The sequence below is a fragment of the Rhodococcus pseudokoreensis genome (assembly GCF_017068395.1).
GTDB classification, from domain to species: domain Bacteria; phylum Actinomycetota; class Actinomycetes; order Mycobacteriales; family Mycobacteriaceae; genus Rhodococcus_F; species Rhodococcus_F pseudokoreensis.
The window spans coordinates 29,155-51,121 of record NZ_CP070617.1 but is presented as its reverse complement, the minus strand read 5'-3'; the positions used below and the strand labels follow the sequence as shown (position 1 = coordinate 51,121).

Sequence of the window (21,967 nt, the reverse complement as noted above, 5' to 3'; positions counted from 1 at the left end):
CAGGCCCGGAAGCGTTAGGTCCGGGAGGGGCGCTCGCGATAACCAGCCAGGTCGAGCCGGTCGATCACCCCTCGGATCGACTGCTATCCATGGGCCATCCCTCTCGGCAGCCCTAAGAGTCGGGAAACTGCTCGGACGGGTTCCTCGAGCAGCAACTCGAGGTGTTGGAGGGGGGAGCCTCCGCGCCGCTGGGTCCCGTATACGTCTAAGTAGTTTCAGAGGTGTTTCACTAGGTGTATCAGTAGTTGTATCAAGGTGTCTCACAGTGGCACCTGGCAAGCTAGGCTCGCTAAGCCTGACGCGTCATGAGGGTGACCCTGGGCCGGTATTCTCCCTGTGTATGAGTACTGATCCGTTCGCCGAACTTGTTGACGACACACCGCTGAGTCCCGCCGAGGCTCTACGCAGCCTATTGACGAGCGTCAAGCGTGAATACTGCCCCGTGCGAAACTCGTTCGTCCAGCGGCCTCCTGGATCAGCGGATCGTTCTGCGAGTCTGGCCTCGTTCGTGACCAATCGTCAGGAGCGGGCTCTCGACGCGATCCTCACCGCCTACGCGCTGCAGCCGGTGCTCTCCGACGACGACCCTCTCCCCCTCGGTGCGTGGGCGAACATTTTCAGTACGCGTAAGCCGTGTGGACTCACTACGGTGTCGAAGACATTTCGGGTGCTCGAGGAAATGGGTCTCGTGACGAGGCGCCGTCGGGGCCACACAACGATCATCACACCGCTGCTCGAAGACGGCACTGGCCGGCCATGGTCGAAACCAGGACTGCAATCCGACGAGTCAGCTGAGGGCGGGTATTTCACGATTCCTCACGAGTATTGGACAGACGGTTATATTGACCGACTACGTCTGCCGGGCAAGGCGATGCTGCTGATCATGCTGAAGGAGACGCAAGGGAAGCCGCCATTTGAGATGGCCGTCGACCGAGCACAGAAGTGGTACGGGATCTCCGAACGTACAGCGGAGCGTGGGTACGCCGAACTCAGCGCGGAGAAGCTTCTGGATATACACATCCAGCGCGTGGCGTCGCCGCGGCTGCCGAAGGGAGTGCTGCGCGAGCGTTATCACCGCGCCCTTCGAGACCCGTTCAGCACCGTCCGCCGTCGGGATCTCCAGCTTGAGGCGAGGAAGCAGTCAACGCCACGCAAAGGCGGTAAGTGATGGTGGGCACAGGAAAATTGCATGCCTTCATCGATGAATCCGGCCGGCCGGGGAAGAATAAGTTCATGATCTGTGCCGCGACCGTCACGTCGGCCGATGTGAGCGGTATTCGAGCCAGCATGCTTGCCCTTCGGGCGAAGGGGACAAGCCGTATCCATATGAAGAGCGCTGGCAAGGACGCCCAGCGGATTATCAATGGAGTCGCTGCGCTCGAGGCTCACAGCTACCTGTACGTCGTGAGGAAGGCGTGTCCCACTCGGGTCGCACGCGATCTGGCGTTGGCTCAGGTGTTCGGGCGACTGGATGAACTCGGTGTTGCGCGAGCGGTGATCGAATCCTGTGATCAGGATACGGAAGACAGGAAGGTTATCCGAGGAGTCCTCGGCCACGATCCTGTCCTCGAGTATCTTCACGAACCGGCCGGGGCAGACAACCCGCTCCTGTGGATACCGGATGTCCACGCGTGGGCTTGGGGGCGCGGAGGTACCGCTAAGGCCGCAATAGCGCATCGAGTCACAGTAGAGTTCCTGACATGACGAGAGCCTGGCCCTAATGGGCCAGGCTCTCCTGTCAAGGTGGGCGCGCAAGGCTGGAAACCATCTGGTGAGGCTGCCTACGTGGGTGCTTACGCCCCGGAGACCTCCTACACGAACCACTTCCCTCAGCTACTGCTTCGGGCACTTCCGATAATGAAGGTGTTTCCATTGCTTAGCAAACGATCTTTCATAGTGGCACCTGGCAAGGCTCTCACTGACTCCCGAGACGGAAGGCTGCGGGTTCTAGTGGCTTTTCGTGCGTGCGAGCCACAGTACCGACGGACCGCCAAGAATCGTGGGGCTCTCTAGGTTTGGTTTGTGTTCGGTGCTGGTAGCGCCGGCATCGGATCGGTGCCAGCGTTCCAGATCCACGATGTCAGGCTGCTGCTCTCCGCTAACTCGTCGACCACGGTTATCTGCTCGTCGTCGGTGTCTGGGGCGATGATGTACAGCGCAGTGGGCTCGGGCGCCGTATCGGTGGCCACGATCGACGCCAGCGGAACCGGAGAGGCCAGGTTGTAGCGCAGCCCCTTCATGAAGGGCCGGTTCGCGCTGGTCATCGCGTCGATCACCATCTTGTCGAATGTGCTCTCGAACGGGATCCAGTTCTCGGTCACCACCATCAGCGACAGTTCCTCGAACGAGGCAACGCCGGTGCGGCCCACCGCGAACGTGCCGATCACCAGCAGGTGCGAGTCCTCGACCGCATCCCACAGGCCCAGTTCGACCTCGAACCGCTTGAGCATCCGCTTGTGGAGATCGTCGTTGATCATGAACGGGCAGTCCGCGACCTGCTTGAGGATGATCTTGTGCCCGAACCGGGTCTGCGCGATCTCCTTGACCTCACCGACCGCCAGGAGCAGCTTCCGCCGACCGGTCCCGGCGCTCGCCACAGCCATCATCTGCTGCATACGCCGCCCCGTGATCTCCGCCTTGCGGTCGAGGGAGAACGCCTCCGGTACGTAGAGGCTTTCGAGGATCCCCTTGCCTTTGGCGTTCTTCCCGGCCGCGGCCTCGAGTAGATACTTGCGGATCACCGGCCAGTTGCGGCGGCCGGCCATCGCGGGCACCCACTTGTTGAATCCTGCCTCTTCCCACAGGTAGTGCAGCATCGCCCGCAGCGTCAGTTTCGTGCCGTCCGTCGTGACGCTGTCGGATCCGCCGCCCGACATGTCGGGTGCGGCTTTGCCGCCGGTCTTGGACAGGGAGAATCCCAGTCGGAGTGTGGTCTCCCCGTCCTCGGCGTCTTCGGTGATGGCGCTGCCCTGCACCTGCCCCAGCCCGGACAGCTCCGGCGGCGGCTCGTACGACTCGCATCCGGCCTGGTGCTCGGCACCGGAGCCGGGCATACGTTTGACGATGTACCGGCCTCCGACCTTCGCCAGATACATCTCCACCCCGGACTGGGTGCACAGGCAGCGTGGCCGCATCCCGGCCGCGCGCGCACGGATGAGCACGTCTTGCAGGCCCTCACTGTGTGCGGGGAGCGTCTCCGACCCGATCAGATACGTGCTCATCGTGGCTCCTCTTCTCGTGGCGGGTAGAACCGATCGGTGTGCGTGTCTTGGTTGATCGACGGCCACCAAGGCGTCGTCCGGGCGGGGAGTCGACTGCCTTGGTGGCCGTGACCGGCAGACCGCACACGGGGTGACGCGGGGATCCGGGCGGGATAACCTCCGCGCGTGCCCGTGGCGGGCCGCGTCTGGGTGCCGCCAACACGCACCGATCGTGATCGGTGCTGCTGCGCGGCCATCATTGATTTAGCTGGGGTCGGTGCTGCTGTCGGGCTGTGGAAGGTACCGCTTCGCCCTCCGGTCGTAGATCCAGATCCGATCCTCGAATCGGGCCGGACCGTACGGCTTTTGCGGGTCGACAAGTTCGGCGAGGCCCGCGGTGATCGCAGCCTCCATGTCCTGCGCGGGCACACCGTCGTCGGCGGCCTCGACCGCTTGCGGCGGGGTGGATGTTTCCGCCCGTTCGGGTCGGTCTTCGAGGTCGTCGGCGATGTATTCCTCAAGTCCTGGCACTGTCACCACGACACGGGGCTTGTAGTGGCACTGCTCGGCGGTGCAGTCGGCGAAGTTCCCGATTGATTTGAGCCGATTCATGAGGGGCCAGAATTCGTGCGTGTGCCACGCGGTCATGTCCGACCGGTACGCGTCGGGTCCCGCATCGTCGGCGTATGCCGCCTTGTGCGCGGCCATCAGTGCGGTCAGCTCCTCACGAACAGCGGTGTGCCGATACCAGCACGCAGGGAAGTGGCCCTGCGTGAACTGGTAGGTCGCACGAAGCCACTGCACCCACTCGGCCAGCTCGACCCACAGCGCCGCGGCTCGGTCGCGGTCCATCCGGTGCCACAGCCACGCATTCGGGACCTTCTCAGGTGCACCGTCGGGGCGATCGCCGGCCGTCATCGGGCATCGGCCGGGTCGGGCTTAGCGGAGACAGGTATCTCCTGATCGCGGATGATCGTCTCGCACAGCTTGAGGGACGGTTCCACCTGCTCTCCCATTGCGGATTCTTCCCAGTACGCGGGCATCCGCAGCTTGATGCCGGGTTTGTTCCGGTAGACGAGTAGCCCCTCACCTTCCTCCATCTCGCGGATCTCCTTCGGCGACATGATCGGCTTCTCGTACTCCGAATAGCTGGGCCGACCGTCGGCGCCGGCGGACTGACGCCACTGGGTGGTTTGGCCGAGTAGGCGGGATATGTCCTCGAGATCGTCGACCGACTGCAAACCGGGCAGGATTAGCCGGCCCACCGCCGCCTTGACCAGTGCCCCGGCCTGTTCGCGACCGAATCGGTCGCGGATCTGGTCGATGTTGTGGACGAAGGCCCAGATGTTGAGACCCTGTCCGCCTGAGTCAGTCATCTTCTGGGAAATGTTCGGAATGGGTGCCACGTTGCACATCTCATCGAGGACCATCCGGACTGGAGGGTCCCAGCGGCGACCGGGTTTGCGTTGTGCCTTGCGCTTGGCGACGTGGTGCACCTCGTTTGCCAGGGCCGCGACGAATGGAGCGATCGACTCCGACTCGCCCTCGCTGATCAAGTACAGGGAGTCGCATTCACTGTCGAGGAAGGTGGAGACGTCGAATGATTCGTCGGCGTCGGCGTCGCAGGCGGCGAGGAGCTTCGGAGACGACAGCGGGTCGAAGATGTCATCGACCGTGCTCATTACGTCGCCGGAGGCATCGTCGGAGCCACCGTCGAGCACATTGACGAGGTCGGCGAGCCAGCTCGCATTGTGTTGTTCGAGGATGTGGCGGGGCTCTTGCGCGCCGCGTCCGGTCGCGACCCACCTCCGCACATCGGAGAGCCGTTTGCCGTCCACTGCTGCGGCATGCAGGTAGCAGCGCACGATCACAGCGGCGCGACGCTGGAAGAAACCGCCATTCTTGGTGCCAGCGCCCATCGGTCGGGCTGCGACCAGGGCTGCGGCTCGCCGCTTTGCGGTGTCCTCGTCCTCGCAGCCCGAGATGATGGACCATCGGATCTGCCCGCTGGGCGGCCAACCACTGATCCCCTCGGGGTCGAAGACCGCGACACGGCCTCGCCGGGACCGGGCCAGGTAGGTCGCGGACAGCAGGTCGCCTTTGGTGGTGGTGACGAGGACCGTGCCCGGGGCGGTGAGCACCAGCCCACACGCCACGCGCCACGTCTTTCCGCCACCTGTGGGGCCGATGACCAGCACGACGTCCTTGTTGTGGACGACGACGAGTCGCCGGTCGGCGGTGTTGTACCCGACTTTGATCACCAATTCGGTGGTCTCGAGCTTGTCGGCGGCTCGGTCCAAAACCTTCTCTTTGGCCCGCCTGGACAGCTTTTTGCCACCGTGCTCCTTCAACGCGGCGTCGACCAGGGAATTGCGCGTACGCAACGCGGATCGTTTGCCGCCCAGCTCATCGAGTACCCCGCGCATCTGATCATTCGAGGCGAGGCCGCCCCCGAGGCGCTTGCGATCACGGCGGGCACCGATCTCGATCACCAGCCACGCCCACAACGACCCGAACAGCAGCATGATCACCACGGCGCACACGTAGACCGACACCGCCGATCCCGGCCGCGGGTCGCTCGGCCACGCCGCCGCGGGATCCCCCGGGTTCTTGACCCAGGCCAGGACGGTGCTCATCACACCCCGCGGAACGGCCACACCGTGCCCGGCGAAGACACCGGAGAGCGCCGCACCGCCAAACAGGGACACCACCGCCAGCACACCGAATAGGACCACGCTCGCAGTGAACGGGTCGAACATCGGCTTGCCCGGCGGCGGTGGTACCGCGGTGCGCTGTGGTGCGGCGGGGCTCATGACACGACCTTTCCGGTGATCGCGGAGTCGGAGTTGGTGATCTTCCACTCCAGGGGTGAGCGGATGTGGCGCATGAGGATCGGGTCACGGTTGCCGATCTTGACCAGGCACTGACCCGGGCCGAGTTCCATCAACGTTTCGGTCGATCCGGCGGGAAGCTGGAACATTTCGGTGCATGCCACGGCGTCGTCATGCTTGTCCTGCTTGTACAGGTAAACGATCGAGGACTCCTGCATCAGCGCCCGCGCGGGGCTGTCCTTCGGGAAGTCGGAGATGTGATGGAACGCAGAGACCGTGGACAGGCCCAGACCGCGGCTGAGCTTCATGTTCGAGCGGAACAGCTCCCCGGTCGAGCCGGCGGCAACATGCCAGCCCTCCTCGATCAGCAGTTCGGTCTGCTGAAAGTTCGACGAGCGGGCGGCAAGACGATTGGCCAACCAGGTGTTGATGACGGTCATGACCACCCGCAGCGCGGGCCCGGAATCCGGGAGGTCGCACACGTCGAAGTGCACGAAGGGGTGAGTGAGGGCCTCGTGCACGTCCGGAGTGGTGGGAGCGTCGACCAGCCCGGCCAGGTCAGCTGCGGACAGCCGCCGCAACGCCAACGCGACGTCGCGACCCCACCACTGGGCTTGCTCTTTCCAGATCCCGGACGAGTCGAAATCGCCCGGCTCAGGATTGAACATCCGCTCGGCGAGGTCACCGATCACCGGCTCCTCCCCCGCCCGGGCCTTCCGCTCGGTGACGATCGGCAGAACGTTGGAGATCGCGCCGCGCTCCTCCTCTCGCAGGGGCCGGCCCATGGTGTCCTCGAGGACTGCGTAGAGCAGCTCACTTTGACCGGCTGGGCGCATTTCGGCGTCACCGTGAACACCGCTCAGTGCGATCGCCGGATCGAGAAGGTTCAGGCGCGGGCCGTGATTGGCACCGGTGGTGAACCGGATTGACGGAGAGCCCACCGCGTCGGCGATCACCCCGTACTCGCCGCGACCGGCCTGCCGCTTTTTGTCGATGTTGACGACCTGCCGGCCCAGCGGCATTTGCCGCAGCCCGTAAATCGTCTTCATATTCGAGGTTTTTCCTACCCCGATCGAACCGAGCACGGCGACGTTGATGTTCTGGATTTCCTCGCCGTAGGCGGAGAACTGGTCGACACACACCAACGATGACGAGGTGGCATCGATGCCGTTGATGATGCCCGCGTTTCCCGAGGGGCGGCGAGTCATCGCCAGGTGTAACCCCTCCGTTTGCCGGGTACTGCTCAGCACCGGCTGCACCTTCGGCTCATACCAGCCGAGGCGATCCAGGCCCTTGCGCCGCTTCGGCAACGGCCGGCGCGGTGGTGGTGCCCACGCGGGCTGCGGCTGATTGACCTCGCCCTCTTCCGCGGCGGAGCCCTGCGGGCGGGTCTCGTATTCGGTCAGCGTCATTGGGGAACCCCTTTTTCAGAAGTCGGACGAGTGAAGGAGTCGAGCTATGCGGTGCGCGCGGCTTTGACCCCGGCCATGCCGCGGCACAGCGGCAACGTCGACACCTGGGCGATGTCATGCCAGTTGTCCTGCCAGGCCAACCGATTGATTACCGAGGACCCGGCAGCGTGCTCGACCCGCAGGCACGCCCGCCGCAGGTCCTCCTCGTCGCGGCCGGTGACCGAGATCGCCATCGAATAGGCCGAGCCGTGCACTCCAGATCCCGGGCGAAGGTCGGTGTTGCGGCGTTCGGACGCCGACAGCATCACCTCGGCCGTTCCGTCGGAGATCTTCCCCTTTTTTCGGTTCCGGATCCGGGTCGAGACGTCTTGGGTGACGTCCTTGATCGCCTCCGCCCGGGCCATCACATCGGGAATGAAGTCGATGCGTACCGACACCGTGCGGATGGTCGATGCCCGGGGGAGGTCTTCGCGGCCCTCGTCCGCCTCGACACCGACCAACAGCGGTTGAAGCCACAGCGGCCCCAACTCGGCAGGCGCGATCGCGCCGGGCGGTACCTGCGCGCAGCGGGTATGCCACTTACCGGCCACCACCACGGAGTCGGTACCTCCGATGTAGGACTGCCAGCATGTTTCCCAGTCCACGTCACGGTCGTCGTCGAGGGCGTAGTCGGGGTTCTGCAGAGCCCGAATCAGCGCGGCGGTTCGTCGCTCGCCGAGAACCTCGATTCGGCCCCATCCGGCGCCGGAAAGCAGTCGCTCCAGGCGTTCGAGTTCGTCTTTGACCACCGACGCCCACCCGACCTCGGCGCGGCGCACGCCGCCGAACTCGTCGCGGGTGCGGGCCTCGGTGATGAACTCATTGCTCACCGGTATCTTCACGACCACATACACCCGGTGTTCCTCGGCAAGCGGCTGGACCTGCTCGATGACCTGGTCGTAGTTCGCCGCCAGCATTTCTAGGTTCAGGTGCGGGTCGACGACGATCCGATCCTGATACCACTTGATGTGCGGGGTGATATCTGCCGGGACCGATCGGTGCAGCATATGGACACCGCGGATGAAGGAGCCGGCCTTGGCCAATTCTGCCTGCACATAACCGAAGCTGCGCCACACCGCGGCATACGAGGAGTTCGACTGCAACCCACCCTTGACTCCTTCGACGGCGAGGGTGACCGACAGGTAGTTGTTCTTCTCGCCCGGGTTGGAATGGCGGAGGATGAACAGGGCGTCGAACCCGGTCTCGGCCAGCGGCAGCGGTTCCACCCGGCCGCAGAAGAACGGCAGTTCCCAGGCCGGGTCCGCGGCAGGGTCGTAGGCCGGCGCCGGGACTCCGGTCACCTCGCCGCGGTCAGCCGCCGACCAGAAGATGTGCTCACCGTGCTTACGGCGCCGCCGATCACGCCAGCCCAGCAGCCCCCGCTCGGCGCGAGACGGCTGATCATCGGACGACCACGTGGTAGATCCGACGACTGCGCCGATCGCGATCCCGACCGCACCGCCGGTCATCCCACCGATGAACAGGAACGACGCCACCGCACACGCGACCGCGACACCCCACACCGCCGCCAGCACAGGGTTCATCCCCAGCAACCCACGCCGTCCGACCTCGCCGCCGAGGTTCGCGGTGCGGATCCCGCCTACGTCCGCGCTCACCGCGAAGCCTCCACCCTCAGCAGATGGCGGCATTCCATCCTGAATGTCCTCATCGCCCGCGATCCCTTCTAATTGTCGTCTGCGGTTTCGGCCGCGTTGTCCGCGGTACTCTTCGCCTTCGTGATCGCGGCCGAGGCGGCTTGGGCGGCGACCGCCACACCCGTCGCGACGCCGCCTGTTGCTGCGCCTGCCGCTGCGGTGCCCCCTGCGGAGGCCGCACCGCTACCGCCTGCGGACGCTGCACTGCCAGCCGCTTCCCCGGAACCGTGCACCCCGGCGCGTGCGCCGGCGATCTCTCCGTTGCCAGAACTTCCCGAATGGTGTCCGGCCGACGACAAATCGCCGCGCTCCTGGTAGGCCGCCTGCATCGGGCCAGGCTGGCCACCACCATCTGGGCTGGAACCGGGAAGTCCGGCTGCGGTCTGGCTGCCGACGTCCGAGCGCATGGCCGGTTGCTCGCCGCCGACACCGCCACCGCCACCGCCACCGCCGCGCTGGTACATCATGTAGTTGCCTGCGGCACCGACGATCTCGCTGCCGACCCCGGGGCCGGGGCTACCGATGTCCTCGGAATCCGCTCTCGTCGGCAATACGGGTGCCCACTTGAGCAAGCCCCATGGGGCCAGGGCCGCGAGTGCCATCCCCAGTGCGACGAACAGCACCTGGCTGGCCATGCCGATGGCCGTGTCACCTTCGCTGCCCCACACGGCGTTCGCGGTACCGAAGATCACAGCCAACAGCAGGAACAGCACGGGAACCGACAACGCCAGAGCCAGGAACACGAACAGCGGGGCCAGGGCTTTCTTCCGATACTTCGGATGCATCAGCATGAACAGGCTGAGGCCCGCGGCGACCAGTGACAGAGGCATCCCGTACTGGTGTATCTGCATCCCTAGCCACAGCATCAGCGCGGCGACGACGAGACCCAAGAACAGGATCATTCCGCCGACAGCGCCGCCGAAGAAGTTGTCGGCCGTCGCCCCACCGAAGGTGTTGACGTTGGCGACGATCGTGCCGGTCGACTGGCCCAGGAGGCCGGCGAGGACGTCGGCACCGGCTTCGGTGATGCTCAGGATGAACCACGCCAGCCCGGGTACGAAGGTGGCAACGAAAATTGAGATCGGCAGATACTGGAACAACGACTCCGCCAGCTCTTTCGGCGAACCTTTGTGACCGGACCGCACAACCGTGGCGACCGCCATGATTGCCATCACCAGGAACCCGAATGCCATCGACGTCGCGTACAGCGAGCGGAACCACGGTGCGGTCGGGTCGAAGGAATGCGAGCACGTCATCGACTCGAGTGTCTTGGTCGACATGTCCACGGCTCCGGCTTTGAAATCGTTGGCCCACTTCCCGGCGAACCCCGAGGGGTTCGTCGCGAAGTCGACCATTCCGCCGGCCGCATTGATCACGCCCTTGGCCAGCGCCATGTCGAAGTTGAGCACCCATTTGCCGGCCTGAAACATGTCGGTGCTGGTGAACCGATCACCGAGCACGTCAGCGAACGAGGTGTTCTGATTGATCCAGTTCGCCGTGCCCCCGAACAGTGTTCCCACTGCGCGGTTCCAGCCTTGGCACTGGCTACTGGAGTTGAACCCGTCGGTCTTGGAGCAGTCGACGAAGAACGCGTGGGCACAGAACATCCCGGTCTTGTCGCCGTCCATCTTGCAGGGCGTCGACCATGCCTGAGGGGGGACGTCACCGCGTTCGGCGGCCGAGGCGACCATCGCATCGACCGAAGCCCGGTCCGGCTCGGTCGCCCAGGTGAACCCCCACGGGTTCGACGACGACGGGGTCGCCCAGGACTTCACATCGTCCGCGCACGTGCCCTCGGGCATCTTGTACGCGGTGTCGTCATACGGGAAGACCCGCGGCAGGTCGCCGTGCGCCGGTTCGACGCCGCTGTTCTGGTTCTCCGGATCGGACCACCACAACAGCCGGTCCTCCTGCCCGAACGCGGTATTGATGTATGCGCCCAGGTCGCCGCCCTTACTTGCACACGGGCCAGAGAACCACGGCCCGGCCCGGAATTCGTCCGTGCCGGCCACGAACTGGCGAAGGTCCGCCGGGAATCCCTGTGGCAGTGACGCCCCATCGACCGGTGCGGCTGCGGCCCCGCCCCCCGAGTTCCCACTCGGCGGGGCGCAGAGTGCGGAGGCCACACCGCCGCCCACGAGCATCAGCAACGCCGAGATCAGCGCCACCAGCAGTCCACGACGAACCATTGCCGTCCCCTCCCCTAGTTGACGAAGAAGCTGTAGTAGCCGGACTCGATCTGCGAGGAATCCGAGGACGACGTGGTCTCCTGGCCAGGCTGGGGACCGACGCGGAAGGCGTAGTCCTGCACTTTCCAGTCCCCGTCCGCCCACACGAGATGCAGGTCGGCCGTGCCCCACGTTGCAACGCTGGCCTTGTCGCCCGCGGCGTTGGAGTTCAGTGACCCGGAGCCCAGAGCCCATACCGACACGTCTGCGGCATCGGCAGACAGCGACCGCACCGTCACGGTCGCGGGCAAAGTGGTGAAAGTGTCACCGGTGACCTGCCTATCCCGCGCGCTGTCGAGGATCGAGACCAGCTTCGGGCTCGGGTTCTCGGCCACGAGAGCCTTTTCCACGTTGGCGATGTTCAACTGGCCGGCCATGGCCTTGTCGTCGGCCTGCAGGAAGTTCACCGCGGCCGTCGCTGCACCGCCCTTGTCCCGGGTGTAGCCCGAAGGGACTCCGTCGACGATCTGCGACGGGCCGTGCGGTGCTTGCGGCGTGCCGCCCTGCTCATCGTCGCCCCCGCGGGTGAGCAGGCCGACCATCAGCACGACGAGGGCCACGAGTATGACCGCACCGAGGCCGTACACCAGCTGCTTTCGGCGACCGGAGCCGCGTCCCGTCGAGGCTGGTTCCGACGCCACCTTCCCGTTAGTGGGCGCCGTGGTTGGGGTCTTTTTGCCCGACACGGACTGTGGGGTGACCGACGAAAAGTTCTTAGCCATAACATTTCTCCTTCTGCAAAGAGGGGTAGTTGAGTCGCTGTTACGCGATGATCGTGGCGAGGCCGACGACGAGGACACCGAGCATGCTCATCGCCCCGACTGCGATCCCGGCCCCCTTCGCGTCCTCGGTGAGCTCGATCGGGACTTCGTCGCCACGCCTTTTCGCGCGGACAACAGTCGCCGTGCACCGGATCGCGGAGAACACGACGTAGGCGAAACCGAGGCCCCATACTCCGCCGAAGACGAATAGCCAGTTCGAGGTCAAGAACTCTGAGACCAGGACGCCGCCGATCGGCTGAGGACCTCCGGTAGGGAGAGGGCCGGCATCAGCGAGGTTCGACATTGCTCGGCTCCCGGTCACTGGAAGACTGTGATGACGCCGCCGACAATGACACCGAGCATGCTCAGGGCCCCGAATGCGATCCCGGCCCACTTCGCGTCCTCGGTCTGCTCGGCCACCTGAACGCCGTAGCCGCCCTTCTTTGCACGGGCCAAAGCCACGGTGGCCCGGATCGCGGAGAACGCGGTGACCACGAAACCGATGCCCCAAAAGCCGCCCAGCACCTTCTGCCAGGCCTGAGTGAACTGGAGACCGAAGATCGAGAAATCGGGCGTGACCCCATCGAAGGGATTCTCGGCCGCGAGGATGGTCGTGGCGGCCTGCGCTGGCCCTCCCCCGATCAGCGTTGTGGCGAGGGCTACCAGCGCGATCGCAGTCAGGCGGCGCGCCCAGCGGCCGCGAATGAAGATGGTGCGATTGTCGTTCAGCGTGTTTCCCATGGGGAAGTGGGCCTTCCTGTCGGAGAGAATTCGGTGATCGATCGGATTCATGCGAGGTGCCGGCGCTCACCGTGATCCGGACCGCGGTAAACCTGCTCGACGTGCCGGTCGAGGTGCCGGTCGAGTTCAGCGAAGCGTGCTGGCCTGCCGGTGCGCTGTTCCTGGTCCCGCACCAATGGGCCGGTGGCGGGCCTGTCGCCCGTGGTCGATGCGGTAGTCCCGTGGTGCGCTGATTCGGCGAGCACGGTTGCCGTCATCGCGGTCACCCGCACCCACGCCCGCCGGGTCTCCTCAGAGAGACGGTCGTAGTCGATGCGCCCGCCCCGGGGAAAGGCGGGCTCGAAAGGCACGTCCGTGAAGTTGCGGATGCCGACCTTGGAGAGGATTTCGTGGATCTGATCGTGCAGTTCCGGGTCGGGTCCGGCCGAGTTCGGAGTGCCAACCACGATCGCGTTGGCAACCAAGTCCTCGAGCCCGAGCCGCTTGAGTGACTCGACCATTTTCAGGACAGCCACTGTCGCGTCGAGGGCGTAAACGATCGGAATCACCAGCACATGTGCGTTTCGTGCGGTCCACACCCAGCTCTCGCACCGCCGATTGTTGCCCGTGTCGACGATCACTAGGTCACGCCATCGGCGCAGAACCGAGTAGATCTTTTCGCAGTCCTCGCCCTCGATCTCATCGAAACGGTCGGCCGAATCGTCGGAGGCGAGTACCTCCGCACCGGTCGGCTGCGGCCTGAGGAACTGAGAGAGTCCCGAAGCTGCCGCGTGCGGGGCGGCCAGGTCGCCGAAGCTGGCAAGTAGATCCCACACGGACGTTGCCGGTACCGCCGACGCCGCCCGCAGGCCCAGAGTGCCCTCGGATTCGTTGTTGTCCCACACCACCGGGGGGCCCGACCGCCGGTAGGTGGCGAAGGTGTTCCCCAGCATCAGCGCGCTCACTGTCTTGGCCTGGCCGCCATCCGGATTCGCGACCATGATCAGCTGGTCGCCGATCAAGGGCCGCCCCACTGCGGCTACGCCCCGACGGTGCAGGACCTCCTCAGGTCGGGGCCGCAGCTTCAACGCCCCGCCGCTGACGGTGTTGAACCATCCGCGCCGACCCCATCGCGCCGGATCAGTTTCAGCGTTGGGCGGTGTGGGCAACAGCTCCTCATGCCACGCCGGGGCGGCTACTGCTGGTGCAAGTTCCTGCTGGTTGTCGCTGTCTCCCTCGTCCCAGACATAGTCCTGGTCAGAGCCTTCCGGTTCCGATCCGGCAGCCGGCGCCCACACCTCGGGCTCGTCGGCGTGCGGGTTCTCGAATTCCGGTTCCGCAGCTGGGGGCGGCGGGGTGATCTTTCGTGCCGAGCGCAGGTCGACCGGTGGTTCGGCTGGGTAGATGGAATCGGTCATCAGATTCGTCCTTTGCGTTGCAAGGCGTGCAGGTCGGTAGTCATCGGAGGCTGACGCGAGAGACCTCCCATCCGCCGCCGTTGCGGGCGAGAACCACATCGACGACCGACTGCCGGTGATCGGTCACCGTGCCGTCGGGCATGGTCACCGCCTGATCGATCACGTAGGAGCGGTATGCCTTCTCGTCGGTCTGCGGCGGAACCGGCTCCGCGCTTGCGGACACGGTCGGTACCAGCCGGGCCTGCTGCGCCGACCACCCCAGCCAGTCCCCGCCTGGTCCCTGAGCCGGTACCTCGCTCGCGACCATGCGCGCGAGTGCAGCCGCGAGCAGCGGTGTGGCGCGCACCGATCCGTCATTCGGGCCCGAATCAGTCGTGGTGTCCCAGGTGAACCACACGGTCAGTGCGGCCTCTGCGACATCGCTGGCGTCGGCGCGGTCGAGGTCAGCGACCTGAGGTGGCAGCGTGGACGGGACGGGGGGCGCGGTGCGCTCCGCGGTGCCCGTTGGGCCGGGGGTCCACTGTTGGGCAGGCGCAGCGGGCGACGGAACAGCCTGCCCAGTGTCTTTGTCGGCGCCGCAGCCTGCCAGCAATGCGCAGAATGCGGTGACCGCCGCCACGCTCGCGGTGAGGGCTCTACTTCTCATCAGGTGCCGTCCTGTCCTGTCGGGGTGGATGTTTCGGCCCTCCGCTGACAGGGCCGGGCGGGTGCTGTGTCGGGTGCTCATCCGAACCTCTTTGCGCTCAGACCGGAAGCGGGCGGCTCCCAGTGCCGTTCTTGGACCACGCCACCGGACTCGGGGGCTTCGATGACGGTGTTGTCGCCCACCCAGATGAAGATGTGGCCGGAGTGCGGCTGGATGATGTCGCCGGGCCGCAGATCCGCGGCGCTGGCGACCGGGGTGCCCGCCGGGGAATCGATCTGGCTCTGGTCTTGATGCGGCAGGATGATCGCTTTACCCGACGCCGCCGCGACCGCGTACATCACCAGACCGGAGCAGTCGAAGCCGATCTTGTTGAAGTCGCCGAAGCTGTCGGCGACCCCGCCGTCCTGTTTCCCGCGGGTCGGGCCGTTCTCGTCGCCGCCACCCCAGGCGTATGGGGTGCCCAGCCAGCGGCGGGCGGCGGCGAGCACTTGCTCCCCGAATGGGCCTCCGGTCGACCCTGTTTCGGCCGACCATTTCTGCGCCCACTTCGGGATGTCGGTGACGTAGTTCTGGGTCTCGGTGTTCTGGCACACCCCGCCCGCGGACTGGGAGGATCCGGGACCACAGTTGTAGTAGCTGAGCATCAACGCGGTGATATCGCCGGTGACCTTGCCGGCGGTCATGTCCTTCTTCGCCAGGTCAGCCAGTTCGCAGTCGTACGAGACCTGCGAGGCGACCGCGTCGGCGATGCTGAACGGGTCGGCCTTGCCGTCGCCGTCGCCGTCGATGCCCTTCGTTGCCCAGGTGGCGGGCATGAACTGTGTCGGTCCCTGCGCTCCGGATTTCGGGTTGGTGACGTTCACCTGGAATCCGCCGGATTCGTTGCGGATCTGCGCGGCGACGATCGGGGGTGTGGTCTCCGGGCACTTGCCCGCGTACTTGAGGATCCACGGCACGAACGGTGCCGCAGCGGGGAAGTCGGCCAGCAGTGCCTCGACGTTCAGGCCCGATCCGCCGACCGGGCGACCACACCCGACACCGCTGGACGGGGCTGGGCTGATGGCGGCAGCCAATCGCACCGGTGACTCGATGGTTCCGGTCGGCTCGGTCGCGCGGGAGAGCCACGGGATCGGGTCGGTGGACTCGCCGCCGGTGATCCGCGAACCCTGCCATACCTCGAAATGCAGGTGAGGGCCGGTGCTCGTCCCGCCGTTGCCAACGGCCGCGATCTGCTGTCCCGCAGTGACCTTGTCCCCGGTCTTTACGAGCACACCGTCCGGGGCCATGTGCCCGTAGACGGTGGAGATTGGCTGACCGTTCACGGTGGAATCGAGCACGATCCACTGGCCGAATCCGCTCGCTGGGCCGGCCACCGCAACGGTGCCGTCGGCGGCCGCGTAGATCGGGGTCCCAAGTGGGGCGGCGAAGTCTGTGCCCTCATGAAGGTCGCCGTCTCGCGGGCCGTACGGCGAGGACACCTGGTAGGTGCCTTCCCGCATCGGGAAAACCACCGAACCCGGCGCGGTCGGCGCACCGCGGCCCGGGGCGGGCAGGCAGTTCGTCTCCGCAGGGTCCGACCCCGATCCGAGCACGATCAGGCCGAACAGCCCAGCGGCGATCGCAGCCACTACAGCTACAAATGCCTTCCAGGTCATGGCAGTTCGTCCTTCGTGTCAACATGCCCGCCCGGGCACGAAAGGTGAGGAAAGTTCGCGGATCGAAAACGATGGCGACAAAGGTCAATCAGTCAGACCCGGTCAGGGTCCTGCCCGCACCCCTCCGCCCGTCGAGCGAAGGGATGAGGAGAACGTGATCGCGCCGCGCGCATCGCCCGCCCAGGCTGCCGGTGTGACCATTGCTCCCCTCCTTTCTTGTGCTGCCGGAAAAAACGTGGATTCGTCGATGACCAGTGCTCAGGCACCGCCGAGAGACTTGGTGAAGAAGTCCAGGAGCCACTGCAGTGCGGTTCGCGCGCCGTCGACGAGGAAGTTGCCGTAGGACTGGTGAGCGCCGGACGCGTAGAACGAGGCAGCGTCCAAGCCCTGCTTGGCCAGGGACACCAAATCCTGGGCCCCCTCAGAATTTGCGAGGGAGGTCAGAGTGCCGCCGAGGCCGACCAGGTCCTGACCCTGTGCATTGGCCACCAACTGCGCAGACTGGCCGCTGACCTGCGTCTGCGCGCCGAGCTGAGAGGGGTCCGTGTTCGTCCCGCCGGACAGCACGCCGGTGGCCACCGACGCCAGATCCAGCCCGATCGGCAACAGTCCCGCGAGCGCGGCCGGGTTCTTCAGCGCCGCCCACGCCACTTCCTGTGCCTGGCCGACGTTGTTGGCCAAGCGGATCACGTCGAGGTTGCCGAGCAGATTGAGGACCATCGCCGCGATCTGGGTGTATCCGGACGGATCCGGAATCAGGGCCATCACCTGCGCTGCGGTGTGAAAGTCCACCACGGCGGCCATCTTCACCAGTGGCGAAAACAAGTTGTTGAGCTCACCGGCTACCCGGTGAGCGCCGTCGACGTCCAGGGCAGCGATCCTCTGCGGCAGTGCAACCAGATTCGCGCCGATCCCAGGCAAGTTCGCCGCGAACTCACCGATGTTCGACCCGACGGCAAGGACCTGGTTGATCAGCGTCGAGGGCTTGAGCACCGACAGCGCCGACGCGGCCGTGGACAAGGTGTCCGGATTCATCGCGCCGAGCGGCCCGAGCTGAGAGGTCAGCGTGTCGACCTGTCCCGACAGTGCGGTCCGCGCCACGGTCGGTGACGCACTCTGGCCCGCCGAATCACCTCCCACGGCGCCGGAGGTCTCCGACAACAACAGCGACACGGTGTCCGACACCGTTCCGGCGGTCTTGATCAGCCCCGCCAGGTCGACCTTGCTGGCGACATCGAGGACCTGCGCGGCCGCCGCTTGCGGTGAATCGGCCGGTGCCGAGGTCAAACTCTTGACCGCGGACGCGTTGCCCGCCGCGAACTCTGCCACATCCTGCAACGGCGCCAGCGTCCGAATCAGCGAAGCGGCGGACGCACCCACACCAGCGATCTGGGAGGCCTGTTCCCCGGTCCTCACACCAGAATCGGTGGGCAGTGCCTCGATCCGTTGACGCATCACCTCCGGGGTCGAGGGCACACCCCCCAGATTGGCCTGCGAGAAATCGCTCACCAGATCGGCGGCCGCCGAGCCCTCCGTGCTGTTCTGCGCGGTCACACCGGCCGAGCTTGCGCCACCGTACTGACCCGTCAAGGGAGAGGCCGCGACACCGGCCTGACCGACAGACGGAGACGACCCGGACACTGCGCCGGTGTCATTACCGATCAGCCTGCCGATCGAACCGAGCATCCCGTCCGAGTCAGCGTCGGTCGCGCAGTACAGGTCACCCGGCGAACACATCTGCCGGGTCACCGACGCCAGCTGTCCGAACCCACCCGGACGCGTTCCAGCGATACCCGTTCCGGCCACCGTCGGACCAACCAACTGCCCACTACCCGGACCACGCTTGGGATCAGCGACCAGACCCACAGCCTTCACCTGGCTCGCCGGAACGGGCCCGCGGCCATTACCGATCGACGAGGCGACATCGCCCGCGGCGTGCGCCCCCTGGCTATAGCCGGCCAACAGGATCTGGGTTGTTGCGCATGCCTCTTCGAGGACCCGGTTGACCGCGGCCACCCCAGCTTCCTCTGATTCTGTGTAGGTCTTCCCCTTGTCGAAGGCCGAAGCCGGATATGCCGGGAAAACCACGCGAATCCGGCTGCCGTACTTGTCTTTCAATCCCTTGCCGACCTCGGCGAGCATCCCGACCGGCACGTTCGGGTCGGCGTTCTCGTTGGTCTCCCACGTTCCCGGTACCAGCACCGCCATGTACGGCGCGCACGAGCCGCTGGTCAGCTCGCCCGGAGCGGCAGACGCGGCAGCGCCGCCGCCGACAACCGAGACCAATGCTGCCGCGACGGTGACCGCGGCACTCGAACGAATTCGCCGAATCATGTGATCTCTCCCCTACTTGGCTTTCGTGACGGACGCGACCATGTATCGGCCGTCCTGTTCGGCGACACGGACTTCTTGCTGGTAGACGACCTCGCGGCCGTCAGGCTGGCGCTCGCGCAACGTCAGCGCGTACACACCACCGCCCTCGGGGCTGATGACCGCACAATGCGACGTCCCGGCCGGGATGAACTGGTCGATGTTCGCTTGGATGTTGTCAGCGGTGTTGAACGGGGCGCCCGGCGCGATCAGCGCGCGTACAGCCGCACCGGATCGCTGCACGTAATAGGCATATTCGAGGGCAGCGACCACCCCGGACCCTGACGTGGAATCGCCCGCGGCGCTCGTCGTCAGCACCCCCGTGGCCGATCCACCTTCCAGACACCATTCAGGCTCTGTCGTGGGCGTGACCGTCGCCGCGGGCGCAGCTGGAGCCGGCCCATTCGACATCACCGCAATCCCAGCGACGACCAGGGCGACAGCGCCCGCCACCGCGGTGAGCACCACCACCGAGACCATCACTCGGCGTAGAGGTATAGCGCGCAGCGCACCGGTAAAGGCAGCGAGCCGGCGTCCCACCGCGCGCGCACTCTCGCCAACTAACGCTCGGCGGTGCGAAGGGTGAGGTGGCGCTGTGGTTTCCTTCGTGTTGGCCTGCTCGAAGAAGCTGGCCCATACCCGGTCCTCGTTCGCCGAGCTGACGCGGGAATCCTGATCACCCGGTGTCCGTGTCACTGTGCGTCCCCTCGACGATCGGCTGAGGCAGCGGCCGGCATCGGCAGTGACGGTGAGGCTTTCACCGGCCGGGTGGTCACCACCTGCATGCCGACGAAGGTGCACGTCAGGAGGCACAGCGCCAGGAGACTGCAGAAGGCAGTCGGCGTTTCCCAGTAGATCGGGTGGATGCCGGCCCATGCTGTGACTGCACCCACCGCAAGAATCAGGCACGTCACGCTCTCTCCCGAACGCGCCCCGGCGATCCACACACAGTCCGCCCCGACAATCAACGCGCTCGTCGCAATCAGAAATGCGATGAACCCGTACACGGTCGCGATCGCGATCACCGGCCCGCCGCCACCTAGGTGAATGACGAACGCCGTGACCGATGTCGCCGCAGTCGCGTAGAGATCGAAACCGGAATCCCACGGAGCCGGGTCGGGTGAAATCCAATGACGGAGAGCCTCAACCCAGTTCCCTGCGCCCAAGACGGCCGTGGTGGCGGCGATGCGCACCACCCAGCCCGCGAAGGACAACCCCGCTGCGGGCAGGGGGCGTCGCTCGACCCGGACAGTCGATCGCCTCATCATCATCACCGCCACCGATGCCCCTACGTGCTGACCGGGACGGGGAGACCCGCGGCGACGGCATTGCTGACCAGCTGCGAGGCCAGACCCGGTGTCGAGTCACCGAAGAACGTGTCCAAGGCTGTGTCGACCTGCTCGAGCGCCTGCTCCCCGCCAGGCTGGGCTGCTGCGAAGTCGCGGACCTGCTGGTCGATGACCGGGGCCGTTTCGACGATGTCCTGCACCGTTGAGACGACCTGGGCGCCGACCGGGTTGGCCTCCCACTGCTCGAGGACCTGCTCGGTCTGCTCCGTGATGGCCGTCTGGTCAACGTCCGGGACCTCGACCTCCTTCGGCTCACCCTTGTCCGCGGCCGCGAACGGGGTCACCGCGGCGGCCGCGCCGAGACCACCGAGGGCCGCGGCGGCGACGAACGCGGGAGGGGCGCAGGCCGCCGCGCCAGCTGCAGCCCCACCAGCGGTGGCAATGACGCCGACCGGGGCCCATCCGATTCCAGGGAGGAAGACGTTGCCCGCGCTCATACCGACGATCCCGGCGACCGTGCCCGCTGCAAGAGCACACGCGGTACCGGCCACGACAGCGGCCCCCGTCCCGGCGGTGACCGCACCAATAGCACCTGCACCGACCTGCGCCGCCGAGATCCGCTCGGCGCGGGAGGTCTCCACACCGAGTGACCGCCAGAATGTCGTCGCACCGGACTCGACAACCGCGACGGAGTTGTTGGTGCGGTCTCTGTCTACATCGGACACCCAGTTCGGCTGTTTGAGGTGCAGCTCACCGAACCGCAGGGTGTCTCGCGGCGCGATGAACGGCTGCGTGGGCTCCACCCACTGCGGAAGGTGTAGATCCTGAAACTGCACCGGCGCGACGTCGTCGTAACCACTCTCCGGTTCGACGTACTCGTTGTTCTCGTAGTCGAAGTTCGGGATCGGCTGGTAAACGACCGGCTCCGCCGGTGCCTCACCCCAGTACACCGGTTCCGGCTGGGGCTCGGCGGCCTCAGCCGGGGCGGGCGCGACCGGCGCAGGCTCAATGGGAGTAGTGATTCCCGGCTGATCTGCGGGCGTCTCGGGGGTCGTGATTCCGGGTTGGTCCGGGGCGGCGTTGGCGATCCCGTTCGTAGCGAACCCGATTACGACCGTGACCGCGCCCAGAAGTGCAATCTTCTGAGTTGCCCCCTGCTTCCGGAGGCGGTGTTGCCCGCCGGATTCGTTGTGACTCATGTACTTACCCTTCGATTCGTTGTGGTTGAGACGTTCGGGTGGATCAGCCAATCGGGCCGTCAGCGGCGAGGCCTATGACGAGAGAGGAAGGCTGGGGATGGTGAAGGCTGTCAGGCGTGGGGACGAGAGTGCCGAACGGCGGGGACCAGTGAATGGCCAATCGGGCACGTCGGAAGCCCTGTGAGCGAGACACTCACGCAGACATGTCCTGGGCATCGGCCCGGACAGGAACTGACCACACCGCACCGGGTCCACACCGCCGCGAGAAGTGAGGGTGGGAGCTCGTCGGCCAATGCCGGGGCGCAGTCCTGTAGACGGAGGGCGTCGGAGGTGTGGTCAGTCGGAGCGAATCCCGAGGTTGATGCCTGAATTACACTCGAAGTCATCGAGTCCTCCAGATGGGTACGGCAACGGACCGCAGGGACTCGAGGTTCCGCGGTGTGGACGCGCAACGCGTGGAAACGTCGCGGTAGAGAACAGATCCCAGGCGCGCACCGGGACGCCAATCACGAGCGCACCTGGGATCCCTTCTAGGCTGCGATGC

18 protein-coding genes are annotated in these 21,967 nt (G+C 65.9%); 2 read left to right on the top strand and 16 right to left on the bottom strand.

What is annotated here, in order from left to right:
- Nucleotides 1–340: 340 nt before the first annotated feature.
- A complete protein-coding gene (locus JWS13_RS04380) occupies nt 341–1,168 on the top strand; it encodes a helix-turn-helix domain-containing protein (protein WP_206004712.1) in 828 nt (275 codons plus the stop codon).
- On the top strand, nt 1,168–1,704 hold the full coding sequence (locus tag JWS13_RS04375; protein ID WP_241032087.1) for a hypothetical protein: 537 nt from the start codon (nt 1,168–1,170) through the stop codon (nt 1,702–1,704). The genes JWS13_RS04380 and JWS13_RS04375 overlap by 1 nt, the downstream gene beginning before the upstream one ends.
- 305 nt (nt 1,705–2,009) lie before the next feature.
- On the opposite strand, the gene JWS13_RS04370 is transcribed toward JWS13_RS04375, so the two are convergent.
- From JWS13_RS04370 to JWS13_RS04295, 16 genes are all read right to left on the bottom strand, one after another.
- Nucleotides 2,010–3,221, bottom strand: coding sequence for a DUF1173 domain-containing protein (locus JWS13_RS04370; RefSeq protein WP_206004711.1), 1,212 nt, complete (start codon nt 3,219–3,221; stop codon nt 2,010–2,012).
- Between the two features lie 243 nt (nt 3,222–3,464).
- A complete protein-coding gene (locus JWS13_RS04365; protein WP_206004710.1) occupies nt 3,465–4,118 on the bottom strand; it encodes a hypothetical protein in 654 nt (217 codons plus the stop codon).
- A complete protein-coding gene (locus JWS13_RS04360) occupies nt 4,115–6,013 on the bottom strand; it encodes a type IV secretory system conjugative DNA transfer family protein (protein ID WP_206004709.1) in 1,899 nt (632 codons plus the stop codon). Before JWS13_RS04360 ends, JWS13_RS04365 begins: the two co-directional genes overlap by 4 nt.
- Nucleotides 6,010–7,443 (bottom strand): ATP/GTP-binding protein, encoded by a 1,434-nt coding sequence (locus JWS13_RS04355; protein ID WP_206004708.1) that lies wholly within the window; start codon nt 7,441–7,443, stop codon nt 6,010–6,012. Before JWS13_RS04355 ends, JWS13_RS04360 begins: the two co-directional genes overlap by 4 nt.
- A gap of 44 nt (nt 7,444–7,487) precedes the next feature.
- Nucleotides 7,488–9,098, bottom strand: a complete 1,611-nt coding sequence (locus JWS13_RS04350; protein ID WP_206004707.1) for a hypothetical protein — start codon at nt 9,096–9,098, stop codon at nt 7,488–7,490.
- Between the two features lie 68 nt (nt 9,099–9,166).
- Complete coding sequence (locus JWS13_RS04345) at nt 9,167–11,326, bottom strand: hypothetical protein (RefSeq protein WP_206004706.1); 2,160 nt, start codon at nt 11,324–11,326, stop codon at nt 9,167–9,169.
- Between the two features lie 14 nt (nt 11,327–11,340).
- On the bottom strand, nt 11,341–12,087 hold the full coding sequence (locus tag JWS13_RS04340) for a DUF8175 domain-containg protein (protein ID WP_206004705.1): 747 nt from the start codon (nt 12,085–12,087) through the stop codon (nt 11,341–11,343).
- Between the two features lie 40 nt (nt 12,088–12,127).
- Nucleotides 12,128–12,352 (bottom strand): hypothetical protein, encoded by a 225-nt coding sequence (locus JWS13_RS04335; protein ID WP_206004704.1) that lies wholly within the window; start codon nt 12,350–12,352, stop codon nt 12,128–12,130.
- A gap of 92 nt (nt 12,353–12,444) precedes the next feature.
- Complete coding sequence (locus JWS13_RS04330; RefSeq protein ID WP_206004703.1) at nt 12,445–12,918, bottom strand: hypothetical protein; 474 nt, start codon at nt 12,916–12,918, stop codon at nt 12,445–12,447.
- The gene (locus tag JWS13_RS04325) at nt 12,915–14,264 is read right to left on the bottom strand and encodes a MinD/ParA family ATP-binding protein (RefSeq protein ID WP_206004702.1); all 1,350 of its coding nucleotides are present in this window, start codon (nt 14,262–14,264) and stop codon (nt 12,915–12,917) included. The genes JWS13_RS04330 and JWS13_RS04325 overlap by 4 nt, the downstream gene beginning before the upstream one ends.
- A gap of 40 nt (nt 14,265–14,304) precedes the next feature.
- The gene (locus JWS13_RS04320) at nt 14,305–14,910 is read right to left on the bottom strand and encodes a hypothetical protein (RefSeq protein WP_206004701.1); all 606 of its coding nucleotides are present in this window, start codon (nt 14,908–14,910) and stop codon (nt 14,305–14,307) included.
- 77 nt (nt 14,911–14,987) lie between these two features.
- Nucleotides 14,988–16,565 carry a peptidoglycan DD-metalloendopeptidase family protein gene (locus JWS13_RS04315; protein WP_206004700.1) on the bottom strand — a complete coding sequence of 526 codons (1,578 nt, stop codon included), beginning with the start codon at nt 16,563–16,565 and terminating at the stop codon, nt 14,988–14,990.
- A 258-nt stretch (nt 16,566–16,823) separates the two neighbouring features.
- Entirely contained in the window at nt 16,824–18,899 is a 2,076-nt protein-coding gene (locus JWS13_RS04310; protein ID WP_206004699.1) for a cutinase family protein, read from the bottom strand.
- Nucleotides 18,900–18,911: 12 nt separating this feature from the next.
- On the bottom strand, nt 18,912–19,631 hold the full coding sequence (locus JWS13_RS04305) for a DUF8176 domain-containing protein (protein WP_206004698.1): 720 nt from the start codon (nt 19,629–19,631) through the stop codon (nt 18,912–18,914).
- On the bottom strand, nt 19,628–20,131 hold the full coding sequence (locus tag JWS13_RS04300; protein WP_206004697.1) for a hypothetical protein: 504 nt from the start codon (nt 20,129–20,131) through the stop codon (nt 19,628–19,630). The genes JWS13_RS04305 and JWS13_RS04300 overlap by 4 nt, the downstream gene beginning before the upstream one ends.
- Before the next feature lie 92 nt (nt 20,132–20,223).
- On the bottom strand, nt 20,224–21,423 hold the full coding sequence (locus tag JWS13_RS04295; RefSeq protein ID WP_206004696.1) for an insoluble domain protein: 1,200 nt from the start codon (nt 21,421–21,423) through the stop codon (nt 20,224–20,226).
- Nucleotides 21,424–21,967 lie beyond the last annotated feature (544 nt).